The organism is Bacillus cereus group sp. MG1, from assembly GCF_040460035.1.
In the GTDB taxonomy this organism is placed as follows: Bacteria; Bacillota; Bacilli; order Bacillales; family Bacillaceae_G; genus Bacillus_A; species Bacillus_A cereus.
This window is the reverse complement of record NZ_JARVGY010000007.1, coordinates 38,253-58,824: the sequence shown is the minus strand read 5'-3', so window position 1 is coordinate 58,824 and position 20,572 is coordinate 38,253. Positions and strand designations below refer to the sequence as shown.

Genomic DNA, 20,572 nt, shown 5'->3' with positions numbered 1-20,572 from the left:
AATTTTGTTTTTGTTACTATGTAGTAAAGGGATGAGATGAGGAGGGATTTTATGTATACAGCAACCAGTAATGAGAAGGTTATGGAATTGTTAAATACTTGGTATATAGAAATGAGAGCTAGACGTATAGGCAATGCCCAACGTCTAAAAGAGAAAATAGATATTAAAATTCAAAAATTAAAAAATGAAAAAGAAGAAGCGTTACAAGATCAAAATTTATTGTTGTATTATTCTTTATTGGATTTCCGATACAACTACTTAATAGACAATTTAGGTATATCAAAAGATAGTTTTGAAAAAATTAATTCTTTTGAAGCTCCAGGAGATAACTTTCTAGCATATTATTATAACTTCTTTAAAGGTATCCACTCAAACGAATTAGGAAATTATATTGAAGCAAAAGAACACTATGAAAAAGCTGAAACTTTTTTAGAATATGTTCCAGACGAATTAGAGAAAGCAGAATTTTATTATAAATTAGCAACATATCATTATGATATCCAGCAAGCTCTTTTATCTATTAAATATGCAACTAAAGCTAAAGATATGTATATTCACTATTCAGGATACGAAATAAATGTTGCCTTTTGTGACAATATTTTAGGTCTATCTTGTACATATCTTAAAGAGTGGGAACTTGCTGAAGAACATTATACTGCTGCTATGAGTCAATTTCAAAAGATTGGTGAAGAAAAGTTTATTATAATGATCCGACACAACTTAGGCTGGATGTATGCGACTCAAAACCTATCAGTCTTAGCTATTCGTTACCTATCTGAAGTTGTCGAAAAGTCCCCTAAACATTATAAAGCAATATATGTTAAGGCAAAGGAGCACTTTAAATTAAATCAAACAGAGTTAGCAAGTGTATTAATAGAAAAAGGCCTGGAAATTTGTAATGATTTACACCAGGAAGAATATAAAAATCGTAATTTAATTTTAAGAGAAATGAACAATAATTCACCTGCTGAACAATTCGAAAGGGTAGTATTGGAAGGGATTAAATATTTTGAAAGAGAAGAATTATATTATAATGTCCAGGAATATTATGAAGCGCTAGCAACCAAATTTTATGAAGAAGACGGACATTCTAAAGCAAGTAAGTATTTTCATTTGGGTTTACAGGCAAGAAAGAAAGCATTTGATAAGGAGGCATTAAAATGAAGAAAACATTAATTAGTTTAATGGGGATCGTTACAATTTTAACTTTTACAATAGGTTTATCTAATCCAGGAGAAGTTCAAAAGTTTATTCAGACTAAGGTTGCTGCATCCGAAGGCGACTATGGAGGGTAATAATTTTTCAGAGGTAAAGGAAATGGCTTTATTGTTACTTAACTAGGGCTCATGGCACGGGATGTACGGCAGTTGCCTACATTCCGTAAGCCACCGCTCCACCTTTACTCAACTCGATAACTACAGATTGTAGAAAAAAGATTAGCTGGCAGCTGCAGCTAATCTTTTTTACAATCTGTACGTTCCTGAGTTTCGCTTAACAAGGTGGACGGAGCGTAAAACCCGAAAAACAAAACCTAAACCCTTTAAAGGAAGCCAGGCTAGTGCCTGGCAAAAAAAGTACCTGGTATAGCAAGCCCATCCCCACCTGACTTTGAACGTGTGGGACCCCGAACCCTTCACGCTCAAAATCTAGGTGGGGAGCTCGTCTGTCAAGGGCAAGACAAGAAGCGGAATAGCCCAACTCTTACTGCTTTTGAGTTTCGTATGACCTACTCGTCATGCTTCCTCGTATCCCAACTCAACTAACAAAAGACTAGTAATCGTATAGCCTCTCCCACTTCCCTTGACAGACGAGCTCTGGGCTTGCTGTTAAGCTTCGCACCCCGTCGGGAAAAATAATTCCCAACGGGAAGGATAATACCAGGTATTTTTTTAAAAGAAAAAACAAATACCCCAATGGGCTATTTGCCTAATAACAAACAAACGTTAGCCCATTGGATCGCTAATATGATTAAACAATAGTAGATACAGCTTGTTTATAGATAAGTTGTTGTTTTCCATTAACGATCATAAGTATAGTAAATTTGTCTACACCTACAATTCGTCCTGTCATACGCACACCACTAATTAAAAACAGTGTAATTTCTTTTTTTGCTAATTTTAATTGCTCATATAATTCATTTTGAATATCTTTCATTTCAGTATTATATCCCCCATTCTAGTAATATTTACAATATAAATAAAATTCTATCGTTTAATTCTTACTATGGCCACTAAGAATTAAAACATGAAATATTAAACTAAATCATTTTCGTGATATTATTTATCGTTTTTATATAAAAACGATAAATAATACTGTATTTTTTAGGGGTATTATGCTATAATTATATATGTAAGGGAAATAGAAAAATTGAAAGGATTGAATAACTATGAATGAATTATCAATTGTTAAAGAAACAAATCTTATTATTTTAGAATCACCAAAAAGATATGTGAAAGCATTTGAGGAAGAAGCTACAACTAAAGTGGATTCAAATAATATGGATCTTACAAAAAACCAGTATAAATGTTTTTTAAATGCTGTTACAAGTTTAACATTTTTATTAGGTGAAGCACTGACACAAGAACAAAAGGATAAAATTATTAAAACAAGGCAGAGCATAATTAATATAGCAGGGGAATTAGGTTATAACCGCCATGAGATAGTTAGATCAGCATTATTTTATAGTGAAAATAAAGCACTTTTTAAAAGTGTATTATAGTTTACCTCTAACATATACCAAACCGATATAACGGAGGATGGAAATGAATATATTCGTTGTTGCAATTTCATACAATCTTAGTGTTAGTCAAAAAGGAAGGCAAGTATATGCGGAAGTATTTACTACATTTAAAGAAGCTTTTGATTATGCTAAAGATGAAATCTTTGATTTACAAGATGAAGGGATCGAGGTTGATTATAGAGAGGTTATAAATGATGAGTTAAAAGATAGAGAACATAACTTATCATTTTTAGTACAAGAACTAAATGGAACAGATTTTATACAAGTTACGATTAGACCTAAAAAGATATAGATAAATATAGAGATAAAAAATAACAAACAAAATAACAAATCATTAAGAAAAAAAGAGGCCATATATATGAACCAAATAAACGTAGTATTTAAACGTAGAGCTGTTACAGCAACAGTAGAAATTCGTCATAATAATTTTTACGTAGAATTCAATCATTTAACGGGATATCTGTATATTTGTAAATTTGAAAGAGGAATTTCATATTCAAGGTCAAATGAAGTGAAAATATACAAGGGATACATTAAGTATTCGGCTGATAATCCATTTGGAGCGATTCCTACTATTGAAGAAATGTTGAAGAAAAGTGACCTTGGTACAATCAGAATAGCAAGAAATTATGTAGAGGCTTATTATGTGGGCCATAATGAACAGTTAGAACATTTGTATCCAATTATAAAAAATGATTTATCTGTATATAAGGGTGTTTTTGTTGATGGATTAACAGTTAGAGAAGTGATAGAACAAACAGATTTTGATATGTTAAAGGATTTTAAGATGTTTAAAGTAGAACGTGTTTGGGATGCAATTGAACCTCATTTAATGAAAATTGAAGAGATGTTCTTTACAGAAATATACACATTCTTCAAAGGGAATTTTTTCAAAGTGAATTATAGAGATATTTGTACGAAGTTCTTTTCATAATAGAATCCCTCCTTTTTTTAGAAGGGGGATAAAAGGAGAAAATAAGATGAAAAAGTTTATATATATTACAAGTATTTTAATAGGCGGTTTATTAGGTAGCTATATATCACTAACTTACGCAAAGGATGCAACTTTATTTGAAAAAGCAGGAATGTATTTCCTTATTTTCCCTACAATCATAAATAGTTGTGCAAAATTATGCTATAAAGAAATTACTGGAAAAGGAGAAAAAAATGAAACATTATTTTTTCCTACGGTACATTGTGCCATTTGTTGGACAACACTATTGTTCTATATCAATATAAAATTGAATTTCCATTTTGTTTTAACATTAGTTCTAATAGTAAATATAATCGTTTGGGTAATTCTAACAATTACAGCATGGAAGCGTAAGCAAGAAAAGTTAATTGCAATAAAATAAAAGAAAATCAAAAATCTTTGACTTTAAGATATACCAAATAGATATAATAAGAAGTTGTAATTTAAAAAATGGAGGACTTTTTATGAGAAAAGTAAAAGTTATAGTTAATACACTAGAGGGAGAAGCTGGGAGAATTGCTTTTAAAGATGTTGGGTGCGCCGATGCCTTTATTATGGTAATGAACAGAGAAGCTTTAAAAACCAATCAATTAAATTGGAAAATTGAAGTTGAATTGGTTTTACAAGAAGAAGATTCTCGAAAAATTCTTAAATTATTTTATAAAGTTAATGAAAATAATGATGATTCGCCGATTCAGGATGAACTAATAAGAAGTTATATCCAAACCAAGAATGAAATGCAAGAAGAAAAGGATTTACAAAAAATTAAGGAACTAGAAGAACTAATTAAAAAGTATAAGTCTATTATAAGAGAGCTAATCCCTAATATTTTATAAATAATAATTCGAATATCATTATATAAATCTAAAAAGCTCTTATAATATACAAATTTTAAAATAGTAACATATTAGAAACCTGTTAGAATGGCCAACTGGAGAACAAATTATATCTTTGAGATCCAGTTGGTTGCAACAGGAAATAAAAATACTAAATACTATGAAAGGTGTAATGAATATGGGGGATTTTTTAATTGGTTTGTTTAGTGTTATAGTTGTATTAATCATATTATTCTTATTTTACATAGGAATAAGTTACACAAAGATAGTGGGAATTGTATTTGGAGCTTTTCCACTTGCATTGATTTTCTTATTTTTATTATATAAATTTTTAGAAACTACAGGTCAGCTTGTTAATGAAATATATAATAATGCAGGTGTTAAAGGAATTATAATAGGAGTCTTTGGTTTTTGTTTTATACTAGGCATAGTTGGATTGATAGTTAATGCTAATGAAAAACAAATACGTAAAGAAGAATTTTGATTATAAATTTATTTATATGGATTAAAGGTTATATAAATATAAAAAAGGGTGTGTTTTGATGGATAAGATACATGAAGTAGAAATGTTGGAAAAGAAGAGGAAATCAAGCCTTAGACAAACGACCCTTACTATAGTATTAGTACTTATATTGGGAATAGTTATAGAATATTTTTCTTTTTTTGCTGATTTATTTGGGCTTATGGGAATAGAAGGTTTTTTAAAATTCCTTTTACAAATTATATTTTTGGGGTTAGGAATGATTAGTGTTTGTAACTTTCTTATACTTCTTACAATAATTCATCAACTTGATAAAAAAAGGGACGATATTAAATCAAGTAAAACTTTATTATAAATAATAATTTATTAACTGTATAAAAAAGGATCACCCACCTGGGATGATCCTTTTTTATACGCCAGGAAAGAAGCGGCTCAATAGGAGCCGCTTCTTTTTATTTGAAAGGTTGGCATCGAGCCAACTTATGGAAATGCTATGCTATCGCACAGCATCTTTATTTAGAAGGTTAAGCGTCAAGCTTAACCAAACTAGAAACCGCCCTGTTCTCCCTTAGCATAACAAAATACCACTCCATGCAAGGGGCAAAAAATTTCTTTTCCACTTTTCTTCTTCCGTGTTTCGTTTGTCCTTTCGCTGCGCTCCGAGTTTTGATATTTCATTTTATCAAAACTCTCCACTTGCAAAAGCTCAACTCAACATCGAAAGCGTTCCAAAGAAATTTTTATGCTAATCCCTTGCATTCCGTTCTCCCATTTTGTTCAGCACGGTTCGAACAGGGCGGTAAAGAAAAAAACTAAAAGATTAAAAGACTAAAAAACAATATCGAAAACTATTGGAGGTTTTACAAAATGTTAAAAATAATTGAAAAGTCATTCGACTTATATCTATTAAATGAAAAGGAAGGTGAGAATATAGTAGAATGCATCTTACATTCTTATGAGCTATTCGGTGAGGTCGAAAAGAATGATGAGTATGTCGGTCATGTACTAATCACAATAGGGAAGCGCAAACCGTTTGATTTTGCCATTTGGAAGAGTGATTATGAACCAGGGGGAAATTGGACTAATCATTATGTGTGCTTACCTACGATGCTAGAGGAAAATGAAGATGATGAGCTAGAAATTATACCACTTGGTGATTTATTAGAAGGTATGGAAGAGGAAAATGATTTCAAAGATTCAGCAACTAAGGGGGAAGACCACATCGCTATCAAGTTAAGCTTATGCAAAGTCAATTTTAGGCGAGATTGTTTCTTTTTTCTAAGGAGCAAGTATAGGTGATTGAAAGATTTGCATACGAAATAAACCCTACCGGGTTTCACTTTTTTGAATTAAGCGGCTTGATTATCAGACATAGAATTGTAAACGACACCTAATATATCAAAGACCGTTTTTTTCTCATATCGATGAGATTTCCGCCCGTTTTGCTGTAGAAGATTGAACAGACGAAGTAACACCTTTGATAGCTCTTGGGTGTTTTTCTGTATAGTTTGGAATAGAAGAAGAAAATAGTCTTTAATCATATATATGGCTTTATACTCACTAAGCTCTCGTTTTTTCTTCATGAGGAGCAATTGGCGCATTTGAAACATGATAGAAGAACAGAGTAGAATGGCAATCAATTGACCATATAAATGGCACTCTAATCGTTCTGCTTTTATCTTTTTACAATGATGAATTTGAAAGAATGACTTCCACGTTTTAAATAAAATTTCGATTTGCCAACGCAAAGAATACCAGTCATGTACCTGTCCCATAGGGACAATATCTGTAGGGGTGTTTGTCATATATACATTGATACCGCTGAGTCGTTTACTACGAGGAGAATACTTCATTCCTTTCTTTTTTTCTCTTACAGCTTGATCTTGTAATCGTTTTTGTTGCTGTTGTTTTGTTAATCGATGAACAATTACACGAGCTGGCACTTTATCATTCATTCCTACATAAGCATCAGCTACTTCACACGTTTGTCCTGGTTGAAGGGAGTTCATTAACGTCTCTATATCTATCTGTATATACTCTGTACCTTTCTTAATTCTTCCATCTTGAAAATAATCAGGGTTAGGATTTTTTTGATACATACGTGTGTTCGACTTGATACGAGAGATATAGTAGGCCTCTTTATCTTGTATATATTGAAGGTCTTTTAAATGAAAATAACCTAAATCTCGGATACATAAATCATTTGCTGTCACAGTTGGGGCACACAAAGAGCCGTAAGTGCGATCATGTTGTTTACCTGGACCTGTATGAATATGAAGGAACTGTCCACTTAACAAATCATACTCAAGTTGAATTTTTATCCCAGCTGTATGGCTACATCCTCCTGCACCTGGATAAACCGATGAAAATACATCAGGGAGTTGAAATGCAGTTGAATCTAAAATACGAATACGCTTAAAAACAGAAGTATATGGAGAAGAAATCGGTATAGATGAGGTCAATTTTCGGCTTAGTAGTTCAGCTAGTATGTGTTGTAGAAATTGGACGGCTGCTTTATTAAATCGTTGGTTCAGTCCCTCGGGACTGATGAGCACTTCTGTCGAGGCTTCTAAACAGCTAGATAACTGAGTTAAAGACGTCGTAGCGATATTTTGGTTCATCCATACACATAAAGCGACTAAATCTTTTGCTTGGTACTTACTGGTTCGTTGTACGAAACCAACATCTCGAGCAAGATTCCGTAAGGTATTTGGAGATAAAAAACGTTGAATCTCTTGAGCAAATAGTTGTAATTCATCAGAAACAGACATAAAAAACGCCATCCTTTCCTATGATTCTACAGAAAGAATAGCGTTTTTTTCTCTTTATGGATACATTTTTTTAGCTCGATAGCGATGTGGTGTTACCTCAAATATAATTATTTTATTTGAAGGTCCCTTTTAAATTTTTATTAAATCTTTTCATAGGTTGATATACAAGGACGTGTAATGATAAACCTATCACTGCAGTAATGTTCAAAATAATACTTATAATCATTAAAGACCATTCTATAACTGGAGAAAAGTATCCGTTCGTGCTTAATGTAGAAGAACTGATACCTAGTAGTAAAATCACTATTAGTAAAGGTAAGTTTTTAACCAATTTGAATCCCCCTTTTAAATATAATATCTTTATATTATTATATCACACTGGATTATGTAATTAATATAAGATAGTTATCTATGAGAATTTAACATATTTTCTCTTTTTGGGGGTGACCTACTTCTTTAGCTTGATAGCGATGGGGGAAGACCAGCATGACAAATAAGCAATCTGAGTTATTAAATAAATTGGCTAGTGTTCTATTAGAAGTCAGCGAAGAGTGTGAGAAAAATGAAGATTTTCATAAAGAAGTCATACACTTAAATTTTTTTAGTCGCTGTATTGATGAAATAGCTTTAGACATTAAAAATCAATCTTATTACAAAAAAACGATAGTGGCCAATTGGACATTAAAAGATATGGAAAAAGTTCTTTGTGAGAAGGCTATAAGATATATCTGTGAGAACAATGTATTTAAAATTCATGATGTTAAATACTTAAGATATAAAGAGGGTAAATTTATTGGGTATGAACAAGAGACTAAGGAAAAAGTGTAAATGTCAAGATAAACATGTACATTTTCGCTTGTTTAAGCATGTACAAAATCAATCATTTTCTTTGCTAAAATGATCTTTAATTCGATAGGATTGTCCTACAATACTGACCACCGTGGCATGATGTAAGACACGATCTAGTATGGCATTGGCGAGTTTAGGGTCCTGGAATACTTCGTCCCAAGACTTGAAGTTGATATTGGTCGTTAGGATGGTACTACGCTTTTCATAACGCATATCGATTAATTGAAAGAATAATTTTGCATCCTCCGGATCAATAGGCAAGTACCCAATTTCATCAATAATAAGTAATTTGTATTTTGTATAGTGCTTTAAACGAGATTCTAGGCGATTCTCAATCTTGGCACGTTTTAAATTTTGAAGTAAATCATGACATTTAATAAAATAAGTACTTGTTCGCTTTTTAGCTGCTGCTATACCAATAGACGTGGCCAAATGGGTCTTACCAACACCACTAGGTCCTAAAAATACTATGTTTTCTTGTTGCTCTAAGAAACGTAGAGAAATAAAATCTAAGATTTGTTGTTTATTAATACTCGGCTGGAATTCGAAATCAAACTCATCAACCTCCTTTCTATGAGGAAATGCGCCCATTTTCACCATAGAATGAATCATATTTTGTTCTCGTACATCAATCTCATAGTTTGTCAGTTTAACAAGTGTCTCTACGAAGGATAATTCATTATTAATGCTAAAATCGACTACGTCACCTAAATGTTGTGCCATTTGTTTTAATTTTAAATACTCTAGGTTTGTTGTTAATTGTTGATAGCTATTCTTCATTTCTATATACCTCACCAATTACTGATAAATTTTGTTTCGCCAAATTGTCAATGTTCGGATATTTAGGTAGTGACTTAGCCAATGCTTTTTTATAATGTTCTTCTTTATAATTGAGCTTAGATTGGCTGATTTTATGTTGTACAATTAACTTCATGTTATGATAAACATATATTTGATTATCATATACTTGTAAACCGACGGTTTTACCTTGATATTCAGCTGGAACTGAGTATTGATTCGATTTGTAAGATATCATGCCTGATGTATTAACTTTTACAAGTTTATGCTTAATCATATAGGAATCTCTTATCGCGCTCTTCGGGAGTGGTTGTAGGAGATTCTTTTCCTGTTTTAGGGCAAACACTGGAATCTTACCAGTCCCTTGATGAAATGTTTGATTAATTCTTGCACATAATTTTTGCACAAATTCATGTAATTCTTCAAAAGTGAATCTTCCTTGATAAGCATGAATTTCGTCTAGAAGTTTCATTGGCGCTTCTACTTTCCCTTTGGTATTTGGTCGCCCTGCGATACAAGGTTGTACCTTAAATCCAAAATCTTGAGCGAATTGGGCAAACTTATTGTTAATCGTTCCTGTAAAGTGTTCTGTTCGAGCTTCATCCATTACCGTCTTCATATTATCCGTGACAATTACCTTCGGTACACCACCAAACATTTCAAATGCCTCTGTCATAAATGACATTAAAACACTTTGTGATTTTGAAATATTCAAATGAAAAACTTTAAATCTCGAGTAGGACAATAAAAGTACAGCTACATTCACATATACGATTTCGCCACTTTTGGTTTCAAATCGTATGCTTTCTTTCCAATCTAATTGAGCTTGTTCTCCTGGAGGTGTCTCATAACGGACACCCACTGAATGACCTGATAAAATACGCTTCCCCTCATCAAAATATGTTCTAAATTCAGGCTTTCTATTAATATAAGCACGAAATGCAGACTGTGAACATTTTAAACCGTGATTGTCTGTTAGATACTGCCATAACACTCGTTTGTAGTAGAAGATTTGTTTAGAATCACTAGATAAAAGAGCTGCAATCACTTCATAATATGTATCGATTTTCGATGTTTTATTTTTTGTCCCTTTTGGTGTAAAACCATTCAAATACTTATCTATGGTACGCCGATCCACATTCAATTCTCTGGCTAATTGACTTTTATTTATCTTCATTTTTAAGTTCCCCATTAGTTTTTTAAAATTTGGTAAGTCTGAAAGACTTTTAACCTCAAATTCTGTTTGAATATCTAGCTTAATATACATACTAACCACCTCAGAGTCAGTATGGAGAATCCAATTGAAAATGTACATATTTATTCAAGCGTTAATGTACATATTTAAGTTAGCATTTATAGAAAAAGTCAGTTGTATTTTATATGCATATGATTTTTCTGTAACGTTAAGATTTGAAAAAACTAGAGATTTAGAATTTCATATAGGAAATCTAATACATTCATAATTTATTCGAAGAACTTGCTATATTTCAGCGAGTTCTTTTGTACGCCAGGTAAGAAATAAATCTATACGATTTATTTCTTTTTATTGGAAAGATTGGCATCGAGCCAATCTAAAAATGAAAAACACGGATGTACCGTGTTTTTATCAAAGTAGCAAGCTAAAGCTTGCTGAATAAAAAAATAATTGATCTGCTTTATCTTGGTTTAGAACTATGTTCTAAACCAAGATAAAGCAGATAGTCAAAGAAAATTTGTTGAGTAACTAAGTGGATTGAAAATAAGGGCCTAAACGTAGGTTTAGAGATTAATTATATCCTTTCTGTACTTTTTGTTTAAATAAATTCCCAAATGTGATAGAGGGAGAGATAGGAGCCTTAAATTGCGTTTTTAAACTAATTGTTAGAGTGGAACAAAAAAATTGAAAATAAAAGTATTTAATTAGTGATTAGGGCTCATGGCACGGGATGTACGGCGGCTGCCTACATTCCGTAAGCCACCGCTCCACCTTTACTCAACTCGATAACTACAGATTGTAGAAAAAAGATTAGCTGGAAGCTGCAGCTAATCTTCTTTACAATCTGTACGTTCCTGAGTTTCGCTTAACAAGGTGGACGGAGCGTAAAATCTAAAGAACAAAAATTAATGGGCTACTCGCCCAAACCCAGCCAACGGTAGCCCGTTGGATCGCTGTTTATTATCCCCCCAGCCCCCGTTACATCGGGGGAGCTACCCTCGCCGGTAGGCAGGCCAAAACGAAAGGTTTTGGCAATGCCAAGAGGGTATTGGTGTAGTGAAATTGTCAACTCCTTATCCTCCCTCCCGTCGCTTTGCTATGGTCAGTCCGGTACCGTTGACAATGCTCTAGTGTACATGTCTTCGACTTTTTAAGTTAACCTGAATGCACACAAAAACCTTATTATAACTTAGGTTAACAAAGTTAACCTAAGTTAACTTGATGGAGTCGCTATACCATATGATGTCCGCTAATACTTGTTGCGTTATCCTGTTCCATTGCTACAAATACCCCTATAACTTGTCGCCATGTTTATTAAACATATCCTTAAAGGATTTTTAAATAAGATATATCAAGTCAACTAGTTTATAAGCTAGTTTGTCTTGGAACGATAGAACATGTTCGAGAACGTGTTCTATCATTTTTAACAGCTGTTCTTTAGAAGAACGTAAGTTGTTCGCCACCCAAATGCTAGTGGTTTCTTTTAACTTTGAAATAGTTATATGTATATGTATTATTTATTGTTTATTTATAAAAACGATAAATAATACATATATTTTATTGAATAACATATACCAATGTGATATAATTATATGTGTAAGGAAGAGAATTTAAAGGTTCTAAATTCAATTGAAATATAAAAATCAGTATATCATTATAATGGGATGGTGAATTTAAGTGAAGTATCCAATATGTCCGTATTGTGCAAGTGAACAAAAAATAAGAAATGGAGTTCTACTACCAAAATGTGATTTTTGTGGTGCGGATCTTAGAGATAAAAATACAGGTTGTCTTCGCCTAGTAAGTGATAAGGGAGAAAGATTTAACTTTCAAAAAATGAAAACTAATATTTTCGAAGAGCATGCGATGCAATCAGTAGAAATATTAAAAACATATCATAGTTTTGATTTATACATTTTATTAAAAGAGATAAGAGAAAAAAGAGAACTTTTATATATGGGGTATGAAATATTTTTAAAAGCAGCAAAGCAGGACATTGAATTTGAAAAAAATGCTGAAAAAGAGTTACTTGTTTTTAATGACTGGACTAGGCGAATGTATGTAATTGAAAATATTTTAATAGAAAGACAAGGTTATTTTCCTTCTAATATAACTGATAAAGTCCTTCAATACATGTGGGATCAAATGAAACATTCTAAACAAAATAAGATGATTGTACATAAAAATAATTGTAATGAACCTAATCATATAAATACTGATTGTGTTTAGAAATAAATAAAAACATTATTTCAATATATAAGAATTAAATAATGTTAAAACGATAAATAAATAATAAAGGAGAAATTCTAATGACAGTGCTTCAAAATCAAATGAAACAAAAATTAATAACTGAGGAAAATATAGATATGCTAAAAATTTTAGCGCATCCGGTAAGACTACAAATAGTCGATGTTTTAATGCGACATAAAAAATGTAATGTAACACAATTAGTGGAGTTATTACATATCCCACAATCAACGGTATCACAACATCTATCAAAAATGAGGGGAAAGGTGTTAGGATCTGATAGAAAAGGACTGGAAGTTTACTATTTTGTTACTAATTTAACTGCACAAAATGTAGTTCGAACTTTATGTGAAAAAAAGGAGCATGGGGGAAAATGAATTGTAGATATTGCAATACATATATAGATATTAATTTATGTGGAACATGTTCTTTTTGTAAGCACAATTTTATAGAATGTACGATAGGTCCTAAAAAAATAAAAAGATATGTAGATGAAAATGATGCTGTACAGCCTATAGAGGTATTAAGAAAGTATCATACATACGATCTAATAGTATGTTTAAAAATTATGAGAAAAAAGAAATCAGATTCATATTCATCGTTAGTTCAAGCTAATCATGATACGGATAGTACAAAACATGTAATTAAAGAAAAAAAGGAATTATATAGATTTTGGAAAAAGAGAACTTGGATAATTGAAAATTTACTTATAGAAATACAAGGCTATTTCCCTGAAAGAATTACTGATAAATATTTAAATGAACTATATAGTCAATGTTTTAAGTCAAGTCAGAAAAGAAGTAGGGAATTGTTGTCTAGATGTGTATCCTTGTAGTTTCAGTAACTATAGAAGGTGAATATAATGAATAAATTAACATATAAAGCAATTTTAAAGAAATATAATCCTGACACAAACAAAGCAGGTCGAGAGGTTCGTTCAATTACATTTTTCGCCAAAGATATTAAAGAAGCATGGAATAAAGCTTCTGATGAATTTGAAAAAGAAAGAGAAAGTAATGATACTATTGAGGTTAAGTTGATATAGTATTGTCTTCAGTTTGTTATTATGCTACTATGATTGATGGTTTAAGCTTTTTTTCTTATAGTTTGTTATTTTATCCTGGATTAAAACATCCAGGAATTTTTTTTTAATATTTAACTGGATGGATTTGGCAAAAAAAGAGGTGGTATCAAATGAAAACACAAATGTCATTTAATATTTATATTAATCAAATAAATGATTTTACGAAAATTGTTCCGGAGACTTTACGGGCACATACAATCTGTAAGTTTTTAAAAAAGGAGTATATTCCTTCTAAAATATTTAATGCATTTGAAGGTGAAGGTGAAGCTTATCAAATAAGAATGGATAAAGGCAGTATTAATAAATTAGATGAAATGGTCAAAATAGCAAATGAAAGCGGATTAAACGCTAAAAAAGACGTGAATCGATCAGCTATTATGAGAGATGTGTTTGAACAATTCATCAATAAATATAGACATATAAAATTTCCAAAGCCAGAACGAAAAAGGACGTTGCTGCACGTCGAAGCTGGTACAATAAACAATTTAGCTAAATATATAGATAGTTATGAACGAAATAAAACTATAGAAGAGTTTATTGTACAGGAATACAGTGGTCCGCTTATAACAGCTAAAGAATTAAAGAAACGATTACGTACTGAATCAGAATTAATTCCTATTACCTTGGATGCAACAACCTTTTTAATCTTGGATGAAATTGCAGAGGAATTTGGGGAAAATGTTAAACGTGCACACATTTTAAGAGATGCAATAAACCAATTATCACAAAGATTTAATGCATCTCTAAATATATAAGTGTAGGTCAAATAAATGTTCTATATAAAATAATATCCAGGTTTATTACATCTGAATAAGCAATAACCAATTAAAAATTTTAGAGGGGGGATTAATTCCCCTAATCCACTTAATCTATTTTAATCCATCCTTTTTTTAATGCTTTTAAAACGGCATTAAGTCGATCTTTTACTTCTAATTTTTTTAGTATACTTGAAACATGATTTTTTATTGTTTTATCACTTAGTTCAAATGTTTCCGTTAATTGTTGATTAGAATACCCTTTACCAAGTCCTTCTAAAATGTCCCACTCTTTATTCGTTAGTAAACCGTCAGGTCTTCCAGTGTTATGCTCGTAAATTTTTAAGCGATCTAAATTATCTTTTGTATTATCTAACTTCGAAGAAGTAAAATCAGTGTGGAAGAAGGCAACTCCTGGATCTTCAATAGTTTCTAGTACACACATTAATTTATTAATCTCAATATTTTTAAGTAAATAAACGTCTATATCATATTCATCCATTGCACAAAATACATCTTCTTGTAGGCTTTTGTTTGATAATGCAATTATTTTTAATGAGTAATTATCCTTTAAACTAGATAGTAAAAAGTTTCTTCCTTCAATAGTTTCGTAGTCTATAAGTAATATATGTGAGACACTATCTAGTCCTTTTTCTAGTAAGGTAGATTCTAATTCATTATAAGTAGATACATCCTGGATTTTTCGATCTAACTTGGCTTCTAATATTTGTTTTAGCCCAGCCCTGTATATTGGTTGATCACTCCAAATGATAATATTACTGTTATAAGGAATGTTTGTAGGTTCCATATCCTTATATCCCTCCTTTTATACTTTTAAACAACAATAAAATAACAATAGAAAAGTTATTAGACCCATATAAATATTAACACGTTTTGAGTGGAATTTATTTTTTTGAATATTGAAAAAGAATAAAAGTGAATTAGTACTATATTCTATTCGTACAACTATAATCCTATAATAGTAATAAGATAAAAAATACTGAGATTTTGTGGAAAATGCAAGAATAAAGAGTTTTGAAAGGATATAAGTAGGTATATGGGGGTATTTTGATGAAAAACAACTGAATTTGGAGGGATATTCGGTTTATTTAATAGGTAAAAATAACTATATAAAAACGTGTTTTTGTGGTTAAATAGTTCTATTTTAGGTATAATGGTGAAGGATACGTATTGTAATTTGGATGATATTTTAGTATTATTAGTATCGAAGATAAATATTCTACCAATTTATTTCCCGAATTGGTTGTTTATATTTAAAATAAAGATAATAAATACATATATAAATAAAAAAATATAAAAAAAGACAAATAAAAAAGGATGATGTTTCCCGCATCATCCATCATAGTAGTGAGCAACCCCGCTAAAAGTCGAGCACTACAATTCGCAATATTTACATCATCATAATATCATGTTTTATTTTGTGTGTAAAGTATATTTAAAATATGATTCTATAATTTTTTGCGAATAAAGTGTATTCTAAATATTAGATATTCGAAGACTATCGAGTGTTGTTTACTGCTGTAAAAAAAGCAGAGAACAACACTTTTTTGTTGTTCCAAAAGGAGTAGAAATCTAATGGAACAAGTTAAACATATTTTAGAGCCTATAACAGAGTACACATCGCTTGATGTAATGCGTTTTATGGTTCATGGTGCATTATATGAAAAATCACCTAAACATTGGACAATGGATGATAGAAAGAGAGAAATGCAACGTGAAAGATTAAGAGAGGTTGGAGTTGTTCATGTAACTACTGGAAAAGAGCAACTTTCTACGGGACAAAGTATTGTGGTAAGTAGTTTTGAGACATTAGAACGCTTAAACAATCATTTGACACACTGGACACCACAAGTCTATATGTGGGGAAAGGCCAATAATGAAGGGCGTAATTTTGAGAACATTCGTTTCATTACATGTGTTGGAGTAGAAATAGATAAAAAAATTAGTCTTGAAGAAATTCATTATGCAGCAGCAGTAAATAACTTGCCATCCCCAAGTGTTATTCTTTCAACACCACGAGGGTTGCAATGGTTTTATGTATTCTCTACACCATTTTTGACAGAAAAAGGCCGTAAGGCAGGTCGTTTTGTTTCTGAAGAAATTAAAAGAGCCTTTGTAAATGTCATGGATGCTAGTGAAGTAGAAGAAGGAACTACAAAACCTATATTTGAATTAGAAGCAGATCTTGGGGCCTATTCGCTAGGGTATTTTAGAATTCCACGAGAAGATAATATCCTTTACTTTAATGGACAAGCATTGAACTCAGAATGGGCTTTAGCATGGGCTAAAGAACAATCTAGGAAGCATAAAAGACCAGCGGTTGCTAATACTTCTTCAAGTAGAATGTATAAAAAGGTTGGTATCATGGAAGATCCAGCAATTCAAAGTATTATAAATAACGTATTTTTACGTGGCTGTAAAGGCAAGCTAGGCCGTAATAATGCTGTATTTATTTTATCTTTAGCTATGAAATATGAAGGTAAAACAGAAAGTGAAATTATTGACAAAATAGATGAATGGAATTCTCAAATAAAATCACCATTAAAGCATACTGAGATTCTACGTACTGTTAGAAGTGCCATGAATGATAAATATAATGCGCCTAAAAAGGATTATGTAGAAGAACTGGCTGAAATGAGAATGGAATTTGTCTTTGATATCCGTACACCAGCAAAGGAACGCTTAGACCGTCAGCAAAGCCATTATTCAGAATGGGAGCAAGATATTATAGAGATGGTAGAGCAGCAATGCACGTCTGATGCACCTTATTTATGCGGATCTCTACGTGCTTTAGCGCAAAAAATTGGTGAAGAGTCACCAGTAGGTAAAGCAATGAATAAATCTAGCTTATCCGATGTATTAAAGGTTTCTAAAAAAATAATTGTAAAGACTAATGGAAAGAAGGGCAGAAATGCTCGTACATATATTACAACAAGAAGTGTATTACTGAAATCCAATAAACATAACTTTAAAGCCTTTTTGTTAGGGAAATTAGCGTTCAATGAAGAGATCGAGAGTGCGACACTTGAAGTACAATTTCAAGGCCGAACAAGCGAAGCTGAAGCAAATAAAAATAGTGAAAATAAACGCTCTGGGCCAGGGGGATAATTTCAAAAAAATAAATGGCCGAACCCGTACATATATACCTATCGGTATAAGTTTGGTTTAGAGTATCCTGTTAGTAGGGACTAGGGAGTTCTATTTCTTATATGGTGTTTGTTTTAATATTTGCATACGGTACGTGAAATTTTACATATTTGTTGGCATGAAAAGGGGAGTTTTATCAGGTACTATATTCGGATTAGGGATTGTAAAAATGGTATGACAGCACGAATAGCCCAGCGGCGGCTATGATTTTAAAATCGTTTCCGCTGGGCAATAACATCCAAACACCGGATTGTTATGTACATATTCACATGTTACTTTTTAAGCGCGCTTATAATTCGCGAGCTTTCAAGAAAATGCAAAGGATATTTACGGCGCCAACCTTTTTCCCTACTCTGCTTACTATCGTTATTGACATAATTAAATGATTTTAAACACTAGAGAGGAGAATTCTATTATGGCATTTGTGATACGTGGAGAAGGTTTTATACTAACGGATTGTGAACCAGGAAAAGAAGAGCAAGAACTAGAATTTGAAACATATGAGGAAGCAGAACGCACGCTTGAACTTATACAATTCCCTATGAAAAAACCAAATGCACAAATAATTGAAATTTAATTTTTAATGTGACGGAAATACCGCCACATTGTGTGCTAGGGTGTAAAAAAAATGGAGGTGATAACATATGACTGAATTACTACTCAATGGAGAAGTCCTGGACTATAAAGATTGTGCAGAAAAGCAAGATGAACTATTCAATAAGTTAATACGATTCATAGAATTAAAGAGTCATCAAACAAGTAAGGATCGTGTAGAAGTTATTAATGCCTGTGATTATTGTGGACATGCATTACAAAAACCATATGACTCCTTTGCAAGCGAAGTAAATCCTTCCGACATGTGGGCCATATCCATATTAGATGAAAATGAAGAGGACTGGGTATTAATCATGGGTGAATATGCAGATTTCACTCAAGAGCAAGTACTGGTTTCTCGTTGTCAGGCATGTGGAAAATGGGAGATTTGTAACGATGGTTAAACATTCAAATTTAGTTCTTTATCTTGGAATAGGTGCCTGGAACATATTTTAAACAAAGGGGAAATGAGTATGTATTATGCAAATGAAAATCATAAACGTAACTATTTAAGATTATTAACTGAAAGAGGAACTAAACACGGTGAAGATCCTGAATATGAAGCAGCATTTTATATTACTGCTTATCCTGAAATTCACAAGTGTTTTGACTGGAATAAATTTAAAACTGAGTTCTCTCCATTAGGAGCATTATTGAGTAAAGAGCCGGAAGAACGTGGCGTAAGTACTGCGCCTTTAACTAGTTCTACATTACCTCTGGTACAAGCAGGGCAATCGCTTTTCAATGGTTACAAAGTAGATTTATCTGATCTTGCTTTATATAACGAAGAACTGTTCAACGTTTTTATGCAAGCCTGTAAAATACGTGGCAGAATGTAAAATAAACAAAAAACCCGTCATTTGACGGCTTTTTCACTGCATTTTGATAGTTCTCTACATGATATAAAATTGTTAGGATGCTACTGTTATTCTGGCCAAAAATTTTGACTCTCGATGTAAAGATATTTTTAAATTCTTTACATTATCTTTTGGTAAAGAATTTAAAAATATCTTTACATTATCTTTTGGTAAAGAATTTAAAAATATCTTTACATTATCTTTTGGTAAAGAATTTAAAAATATCTTTACATTTATTTTTGGTAGTAGTATAATATTAAGTAAGCAGAGGCACACTTAATACTACGTCAATTACTATATAAAGAAATGAACATTTAAATGTTCTGCTCATTTACAATTCGCTATAGGAGTATTAAGGATTAAATTACTGAGAAATAACAAAACGCAACACCTACGGAAAATAAAGAAGGATGTGTGTACTATGCAAATAAAAAATGAGAACAGAGGGTTAATTTCGTCTTCAGGTCAATTTACGTCTACTCTTTCTCAGAAAGGACAAGTCACAATACCAGCTAAGATTAGAGATTATATAGATGCAAAAGCAGGAGATCAGATTCAATTTGTGATTGAAGGAGACAATGTTTTTGTAAATGTAGTTAAAAAAAATTCTTTGTTGGCATTATTTGGTGCTATGCCACCTAAAGCTGGTGAGCCGAACTTGTCTTGGGAAGAAATTAGACGTGGAGCTAAAGAAGAAATGATTTCCTCCGAATAAGGGAGAGTGCAGTACATGCAATACGTAGTTGATACTAATGTCATTGTAAGATTTTTGACAAATGACGATGAAGAACAATCAAAGAAGGCTTTTGAAATCTTCAAGAGAGCTGTTAATCAAGAAATTACATTATTTTTAACACCAATAGTGATAATAGAGTGTACCTGGGTTTTAGGTATGAAAAGATATGGTTATTCTCATGAAGAGATTGCCGATAATCTTACAACAATTATTACTTCACCAGGCGTTAAAACATTGGAAAGTGATGTAGTATTAAAAGCATTACATGAATATAAAACAAATAGAATTGATTTTGCTGATGCTTATTTAGCAGCTGTATCTACTAAGAACGGAGTTCCTTGTTTAACATGGAATAGCAAGGACTTTAAAAAGTGTACTGGCGTAGAGCATTATCGTCCTGATGATGTTCTCTAATACATATTGAGTACGAAATTACTTTTCAAGAGAAGAACACGTTACAGAACATGTTCTTCATACAAAGCAAGTGA

Annotated in this window: 28 protein-coding genes; 22 read left to right on the top strand and 6 right to left on the bottom strand. The window is 31.8% G+C overall.

Annotated features, from left to right (window positions below; all coding sequences use genetic code 11):
* Positions 1-51 precede the first annotated feature (51 nt).
* Together QCI79_RS34175 and QCI79_RS34170 are read left to right on the top strand one after the other, a co-directional pair.
* Positions 52-1,164, top strand: a complete 1,113-nt coding sequence (locus QCI79_RS34175; protein ID WP_000287771.1) for a response regulator aspartate phosphatase — start codon at positions 52-54, stop codon at positions 1,162-1,164.
* Positions 1,161-1,295 (top strand): hypothetical protein, encoded by a 135-nt coding sequence (locus tag QCI79_RS34170; RefSeq protein WP_000751811.1) that lies wholly within the window; start codon positions 1,161-1,163, stop codon positions 1,293-1,295. The genes QCI79_RS34175 and QCI79_RS34170 overlap by 4 nt, the downstream gene beginning before the upstream one ends.
* A 673-nt stretch (positions 1,296-1,968) precedes the next feature.
* On the opposite strand, the gene hfq is transcribed toward QCI79_RS34170, so the two are convergent.
* Positions 1,969-2,154 carry an RNA chaperone Hfq gene (gene hfq, locus QCI79_RS34165; RefSeq protein WP_000651963.1) on the bottom strand — a complete coding sequence of 62 codons (186 nt, stop codon included), beginning with the start codon at positions 2,152-2,154 and terminating at the stop codon, positions 1,969-1,971.
* A 232-nt stretch (positions 2,155-2,386) separates the two neighbouring features.
* Between hfq and QCI79_RS34160 the strand changes: the two genes are divergently transcribed.
* The 8 genes from QCI79_RS34160 to QCI79_RS34125 all read left to right on the top strand — a co-directional run bounded on the left by QCI79_RS34160 (position 2,387) and on the right by QCI79_RS34125 (position 6,329).
* The gene (locus QCI79_RS34160) at positions 2,387-2,719 is read left to right on the top strand and encodes a hypothetical protein (protein WP_001004370.1); all 333 of its coding nucleotides are present in this window, start codon (positions 2,387-2,389) and stop codon (positions 2,717-2,719) included.
* Between the two features lie 43 nt (positions 2,720-2,762).
* On the top strand, positions 2,763-3,032 hold the full coding sequence (locus QCI79_RS34155) for a hypothetical protein (RefSeq protein WP_001020422.1): 270 nt from the start codon (positions 2,763-2,765) through the stop codon (positions 3,030-3,032).
* Positions 3,033-3,098: 66 nt separating this feature from the next.
* Positions 3,099-3,674 carry a hypothetical protein gene (locus QCI79_RS34150; protein ID WP_001071855.1) on the top strand — a complete coding sequence of 192 codons (576 nt, stop codon included), beginning with the start codon at positions 3,099-3,101 and terminating at the stop codon, positions 3,672-3,674.
* 46 nt (positions 3,675-3,720) lie between these two features.
* Entirely contained in the window at positions 3,721-4,095 is a 375-nt protein-coding gene (locus QCI79_RS34145) for a hypothetical protein (protein ID WP_000713590.1), read from the top strand.
* A gap of 82 nt (positions 4,096-4,177) precedes the next feature.
* Positions 4,178-4,549, top strand: a complete 372-nt coding sequence (locus QCI79_RS34140; protein ID WP_001233378.1) for a hypothetical protein — start codon at positions 4,178-4,180, stop codon at positions 4,547-4,549.
* A 160-nt stretch (positions 4,550-4,709) separates the two neighbouring features.
* The gene (locus QCI79_RS34135; RefSeq protein ID WP_003272604.1) at positions 4,710-5,033 is read left to right on the top strand and encodes a hypothetical protein; all 324 of its coding nucleotides are present in this window, start codon (positions 4,710-4,712) and stop codon (positions 5,031-5,033) included.
* Positions 5,034-5,091: 58 nt separating this feature from the next.
* Positions 5,092-5,385: a hypothetical protein gene (locus QCI79_RS34130; RefSeq protein WP_000357794.1), complete on the top strand. Its 294-nt coding sequence runs from the start codon at positions 5,092-5,094 to the stop codon at positions 5,383-5,385.
* Positions 5,386-5,897: 512 nt separating this feature from the next.
* Positions 5,898-6,329 carry a hypothetical protein gene (locus QCI79_RS34125; RefSeq protein WP_000912542.1) on the top strand — a complete coding sequence of 144 codons (432 nt, stop codon included), beginning with the start codon at positions 5,898-5,900 and terminating at the stop codon, positions 6,327-6,329.
* Positions 6,330-6,379: 50 nt separating this feature from the next.
* Here the strand turns inward: QCI79_RS34125 and QCI79_RS34120 are convergent, their stop codons facing one another.
* Positions 6,380-7,801 (bottom strand): IS4-like element ISBth4 family transposase, encoded by a 1,422-nt coding sequence (locus QCI79_RS34120; RefSeq protein WP_000116413.1) that lies wholly within the window; start codon positions 7,799-7,801, stop codon positions 6,380-6,382.
* A gap of 112 nt (positions 7,802-7,913) precedes the next feature.
* Positions 7,914-8,132 carry a hypothetical protein gene (locus QCI79_RS34115; RefSeq protein WP_000240401.1) on the bottom strand — a complete coding sequence of 73 codons (219 nt, stop codon included), beginning with the start codon at positions 8,130-8,132 and terminating at the stop codon, positions 7,914-7,916.
* Positions 8,133-8,287: 155 nt separating this feature from the next.
* Between QCI79_RS34115 and QCI79_RS34110 the strand changes: the two genes are divergently transcribed.
* Positions 8,288-8,629 carry a hypothetical protein gene (locus tag QCI79_RS34110; RefSeq protein ID WP_000182642.1) on the top strand — a complete coding sequence of 114 codons (342 nt, stop codon included), beginning with the start codon at positions 8,288-8,290 and terminating at the stop codon, positions 8,627-8,629.
* Between the two features lie 48 nt (positions 8,630-8,677).
* On the opposite strand, the gene istB is transcribed toward QCI79_RS34110, so the two are convergent.
* Complete coding sequence (gene istB / locus QCI79_RS34105) at positions 8,678-9,430, bottom strand: IS21-like element IS232 family helper ATPase IstB (RefSeq protein WP_000798699.1); 753 nt, start codon at positions 9,428-9,430, stop codon at positions 8,678-8,680.
* Complete coding sequence (gene istA / locus QCI79_RS34100) at positions 9,420-10,715, bottom strand: IS21-like element IS232 family transposase (protein WP_000275580.1); 1,296 nt, start codon at positions 10,713-10,715, stop codon at positions 9,420-9,422. Before istA ends, istB begins: the two co-directional genes overlap by 11 nt.
* A 1,605-nt stretch (positions 10,716-12,320) precedes the next feature.
* Between istA and QCI79_RS34095 the strand changes: the two genes are divergently transcribed.
* From QCI79_RS34095 to QCI79_RS34075, 5 genes are all read left to right on the top strand, one after another.
* Positions 12,321-12,872 carry a hypothetical protein gene (locus QCI79_RS34095; protein WP_000876891.1) on the top strand — a complete coding sequence of 184 codons (552 nt, stop codon included), beginning with the start codon at positions 12,321-12,323 and terminating at the stop codon, positions 12,870-12,872.
* 80 nt (positions 12,873-12,952) lie between these two features.
* Complete coding sequence (locus QCI79_RS34090; protein WP_000217374.1) at positions 12,953-13,267, top strand: ArsR/SmtB family transcription factor; 315 nt, start codon at positions 12,953-12,955, stop codon at positions 13,265-13,267.
* The gene (locus QCI79_RS34085) at positions 13,264-13,725 is read left to right on the top strand and encodes a hypothetical protein (RefSeq protein ID WP_000995822.1); all 462 of its coding nucleotides are present in this window, start codon (positions 13,264-13,266) and stop codon (positions 13,723-13,725) included. Before QCI79_RS34090 ends, QCI79_RS34085 begins: the two co-directional genes overlap by 4 nt.
* A gap of 27 nt (positions 13,726-13,752) precedes the next feature.
* Complete coding sequence (locus QCI79_RS34080) at positions 13,753-13,935, top strand: hypothetical protein (protein WP_001038273.1); 183 nt, start codon at positions 13,753-13,755, stop codon at positions 13,933-13,935.
* Positions 13,936-14,084: 149 nt separating this feature from the next.
* The gene (locus QCI79_RS34075) at positions 14,085-14,729 is read left to right on the top strand and encodes a hypothetical protein (RefSeq protein WP_000856972.1); all 645 of its coding nucleotides are present in this window, start codon (positions 14,085-14,087) and stop codon (positions 14,727-14,729) included.
* Positions 14,730-14,838: 109 nt separating this feature from the next.
* Here QCI79_RS34075 and QCI79_RS34070 read toward each other — a convergent pair whose 3' ends face one another.
* Positions 14,839-15,537, bottom strand: a complete 699-nt coding sequence (locus tag QCI79_RS34070) for a response regulator transcription factor (protein WP_000433841.1) — start codon at positions 15,535-15,537, stop codon at positions 14,839-14,841.
* A gap of 788 nt (positions 15,538-16,325) precedes the next feature.
* On the opposite strand from QCI79_RS34070, the gene QCI79_RS34065 reads away from it, so the two are divergent.
* The 6 genes from QCI79_RS34065 (at position 16,326) to QCI79_RS34040 (ending at position 20,498) form a co-directional block, all read left to right on the top strand.
* A complete protein-coding gene (locus QCI79_RS34065; protein WP_000438659.1) occupies positions 16,326-17,858 on the top strand; it encodes a primase C-terminal domain-containing protein in 1,533 nt (510 codons plus the stop codon).
* A 454-nt stretch (positions 17,859-18,312) separates the two neighbouring features.
* Positions 18,313-18,474, top strand: a complete 162-nt coding sequence (locus QCI79_RS34060; protein WP_000896208.1) for a hypothetical protein — start codon at positions 18,313-18,315, stop codon at positions 18,472-18,474.
* A gap of 67 nt (positions 18,475-18,541) precedes the next feature.
* Positions 18,542-18,895, top strand: a complete 354-nt coding sequence (locus tag QCI79_RS34055) for a hypothetical protein (RefSeq protein WP_000137768.1) — start codon at positions 18,542-18,544, stop codon at positions 18,893-18,895.
* 69 nt (positions 18,896-18,964) lie between these two features.
* Positions 18,965-19,330, top strand: a complete 366-nt coding sequence (locus QCI79_RS34050; protein ID WP_000291036.1) for a hypothetical protein — start codon at positions 18,965-18,967, stop codon at positions 19,328-19,330.
* A gap of 439 nt (positions 19,331-19,769) precedes the next feature.
* Positions 19,770-20,063, top strand: a complete 294-nt coding sequence (locus QCI79_RS34045) for an AbrB/MazE/SpoVT family DNA-binding domain-containing protein (protein ID WP_001165986.1) — start codon at positions 19,770-19,772, stop codon at positions 20,061-20,063.
* Positions 20,064-20,078: 15 nt separating this feature from the next.
* A complete protein-coding gene (locus QCI79_RS34040; protein WP_001200537.1) occupies positions 20,079-20,498 on the top strand; it encodes a type II toxin-antitoxin system VapC family toxin in 420 nt (139 codons plus the stop codon).
* Positions 20,499-20,572 lie beyond the last annotated feature (74 nt).

Excerpts from the sequence above, each read along its gene's own strand:
- QCI79_RS34175 (WP_000287771.1), top strand. The coding sequence starts at position 52 with ATGTATACAGCAACCAGTAATGAGAAGGTTATGGAATTGTTAAATACT.
- QCI79_RS34170 (WP_000751811.1), top strand. The coding sequence starts at position 1,161 with ATGAAGAAAACATTAATTAGTTTAATGGGGATCGTTACAATTTTAACT.
- hfq (WP_000651963.1), bottom strand. The coding sequence starts at position 2,154 with ATGAAAGATATTCAAAATGAATTATATGAGCAATTAAAATTAGCAAAA.
- QCI79_RS34160 (WP_001004370.1), top strand. The coding sequence starts at position 2,387 with ATGAATGAATTATCAATTGTTAAAGAAACAAATCTTATTATTTTAGAA.
- QCI79_RS34155 (WP_001020422.1), top strand. The coding sequence starts at position 2,763 with ATGAATATATTCGTTGTTGCAATTTCATACAATCTTAGTGTTAGTCAA.
- QCI79_RS34150 (WP_001071855.1), top strand. The coding sequence starts at position 3,099 with ATGAACCAAATAAACGTAGTATTTAAACGTAGAGCTGTTACAGCAACA.
- QCI79_RS34145 (WP_000713590.1), top strand. The coding sequence starts at position 3,721 with ATGAAAAAGTTTATATATATTACAAGTATTTTAATAGGCGGTTTATTA.
- QCI79_RS34140 (WP_001233378.1), top strand. The coding sequence starts at position 4,178 with ATGAGAAAAGTAAAAGTTATAGTTAATACACTAGAGGGAGAAGCTGGG.
- QCI79_RS34135 (WP_003272604.1), top strand. The coding sequence starts at position 4,710 with ATGAAAGGTGTAATGAATATGGGGGATTTTTTAATTGGTTTGTTTAGT.
- QCI79_RS34130 (WP_000357794.1), top strand. The coding sequence starts at position 5,092 with ATGGATAAGATACATGAAGTAGAAATGTTGGAAAAGAAGAGGAAATCA.
- QCI79_RS34125 (WP_000912542.1), top strand. The coding sequence starts at position 5,898 with ATGTTAAAAATAATTGAAAAGTCATTCGACTTATATCTATTAAATGAA.
- QCI79_RS34120 (WP_000116413.1), bottom strand. The coding sequence starts at position 7,801 with ATGTCTGTTTCTGATGAATTACAACTATTTGCTCAAGAGATTCAACGT.
- QCI79_RS34110 (WP_000182642.1), top strand. The coding sequence starts at position 8,288 with ATGACAAATAAGCAATCTGAGTTATTAAATAAATTGGCTAGTGTTCTA.
- istB (WP_000798699.1), bottom strand. The coding sequence starts at position 9,430 with ATGAAGAATAGCTATCAACAATTAACAACAAACCTAGAGTATTTAAAA.
- istA (WP_000275580.1), bottom strand. The coding sequence starts at position 10,715 with ATGTATATTAAGCTAGATATTCAAACAGAATTTGAGGTTAAAAGTCTT.
- QCI79_RS34090 (WP_000217374.1), top strand. The coding sequence starts at position 12,953 with ATGACAGTGCTTCAAAATCAAATGAAACAAAAATTAATAACTGAGGAA.
- QCI79_RS34085 (WP_000995822.1), top strand. The coding sequence starts at position 13,264 with ATGAATTGTAGATATTGCAATACATATATAGATATTAATTTATGTGGA.
- QCI79_RS34080 (WP_001038273.1), top strand. The coding sequence starts at position 13,753 with ATGAATAAATTAACATATAAAGCAATTTTAAAGAAATATAATCCTGAC.
- QCI79_RS34075 (WP_000856972.1), top strand. The coding sequence starts at position 14,085 with ATGAAAACACAAATGTCATTTAATATTTATATTAATCAAATAAATGAT.
- QCI79_RS34070 (WP_000433841.1), bottom strand. The coding sequence starts at position 15,537 with ATGGAACCTACAAACATTCCTTATAACAGTAATATTATCATTTGGAGT.
- QCI79_RS34065 (WP_000438659.1), top strand. The coding sequence starts at position 16,326 with ATGGAACAAGTTAAACATATTTTAGAGCCTATAACAGAGTACACATCG.
- QCI79_RS34060 (WP_000896208.1), top strand. The coding sequence starts at position 18,313 with ATGGCATTTGTGATACGTGGAGAAGGTTTTATACTAACGGATTGTGAA.
- QCI79_RS34055 (WP_000137768.1), top strand. The coding sequence starts at position 18,542 with ATGACTGAATTACTACTCAATGGAGAAGTCCTGGACTATAAAGATTGT.
- QCI79_RS34050 (WP_000291036.1), top strand. The coding sequence starts at position 18,965 with ATGTATTATGCAAATGAAAATCATAAACGTAACTATTTAAGATTATTA.
- QCI79_RS34045 (WP_001165986.1), top strand. The coding sequence starts at position 19,770 with ATGCAAATAAAAAATGAGAACAGAGGGTTAATTTCGTCTTCAGGTCAA.
- QCI79_RS34040 (WP_001200537.1), top strand. The coding sequence starts at position 20,079 with ATGCAATACGTAGTTGATACTAATGTCATTGTAAGATTTTTGACAAAT.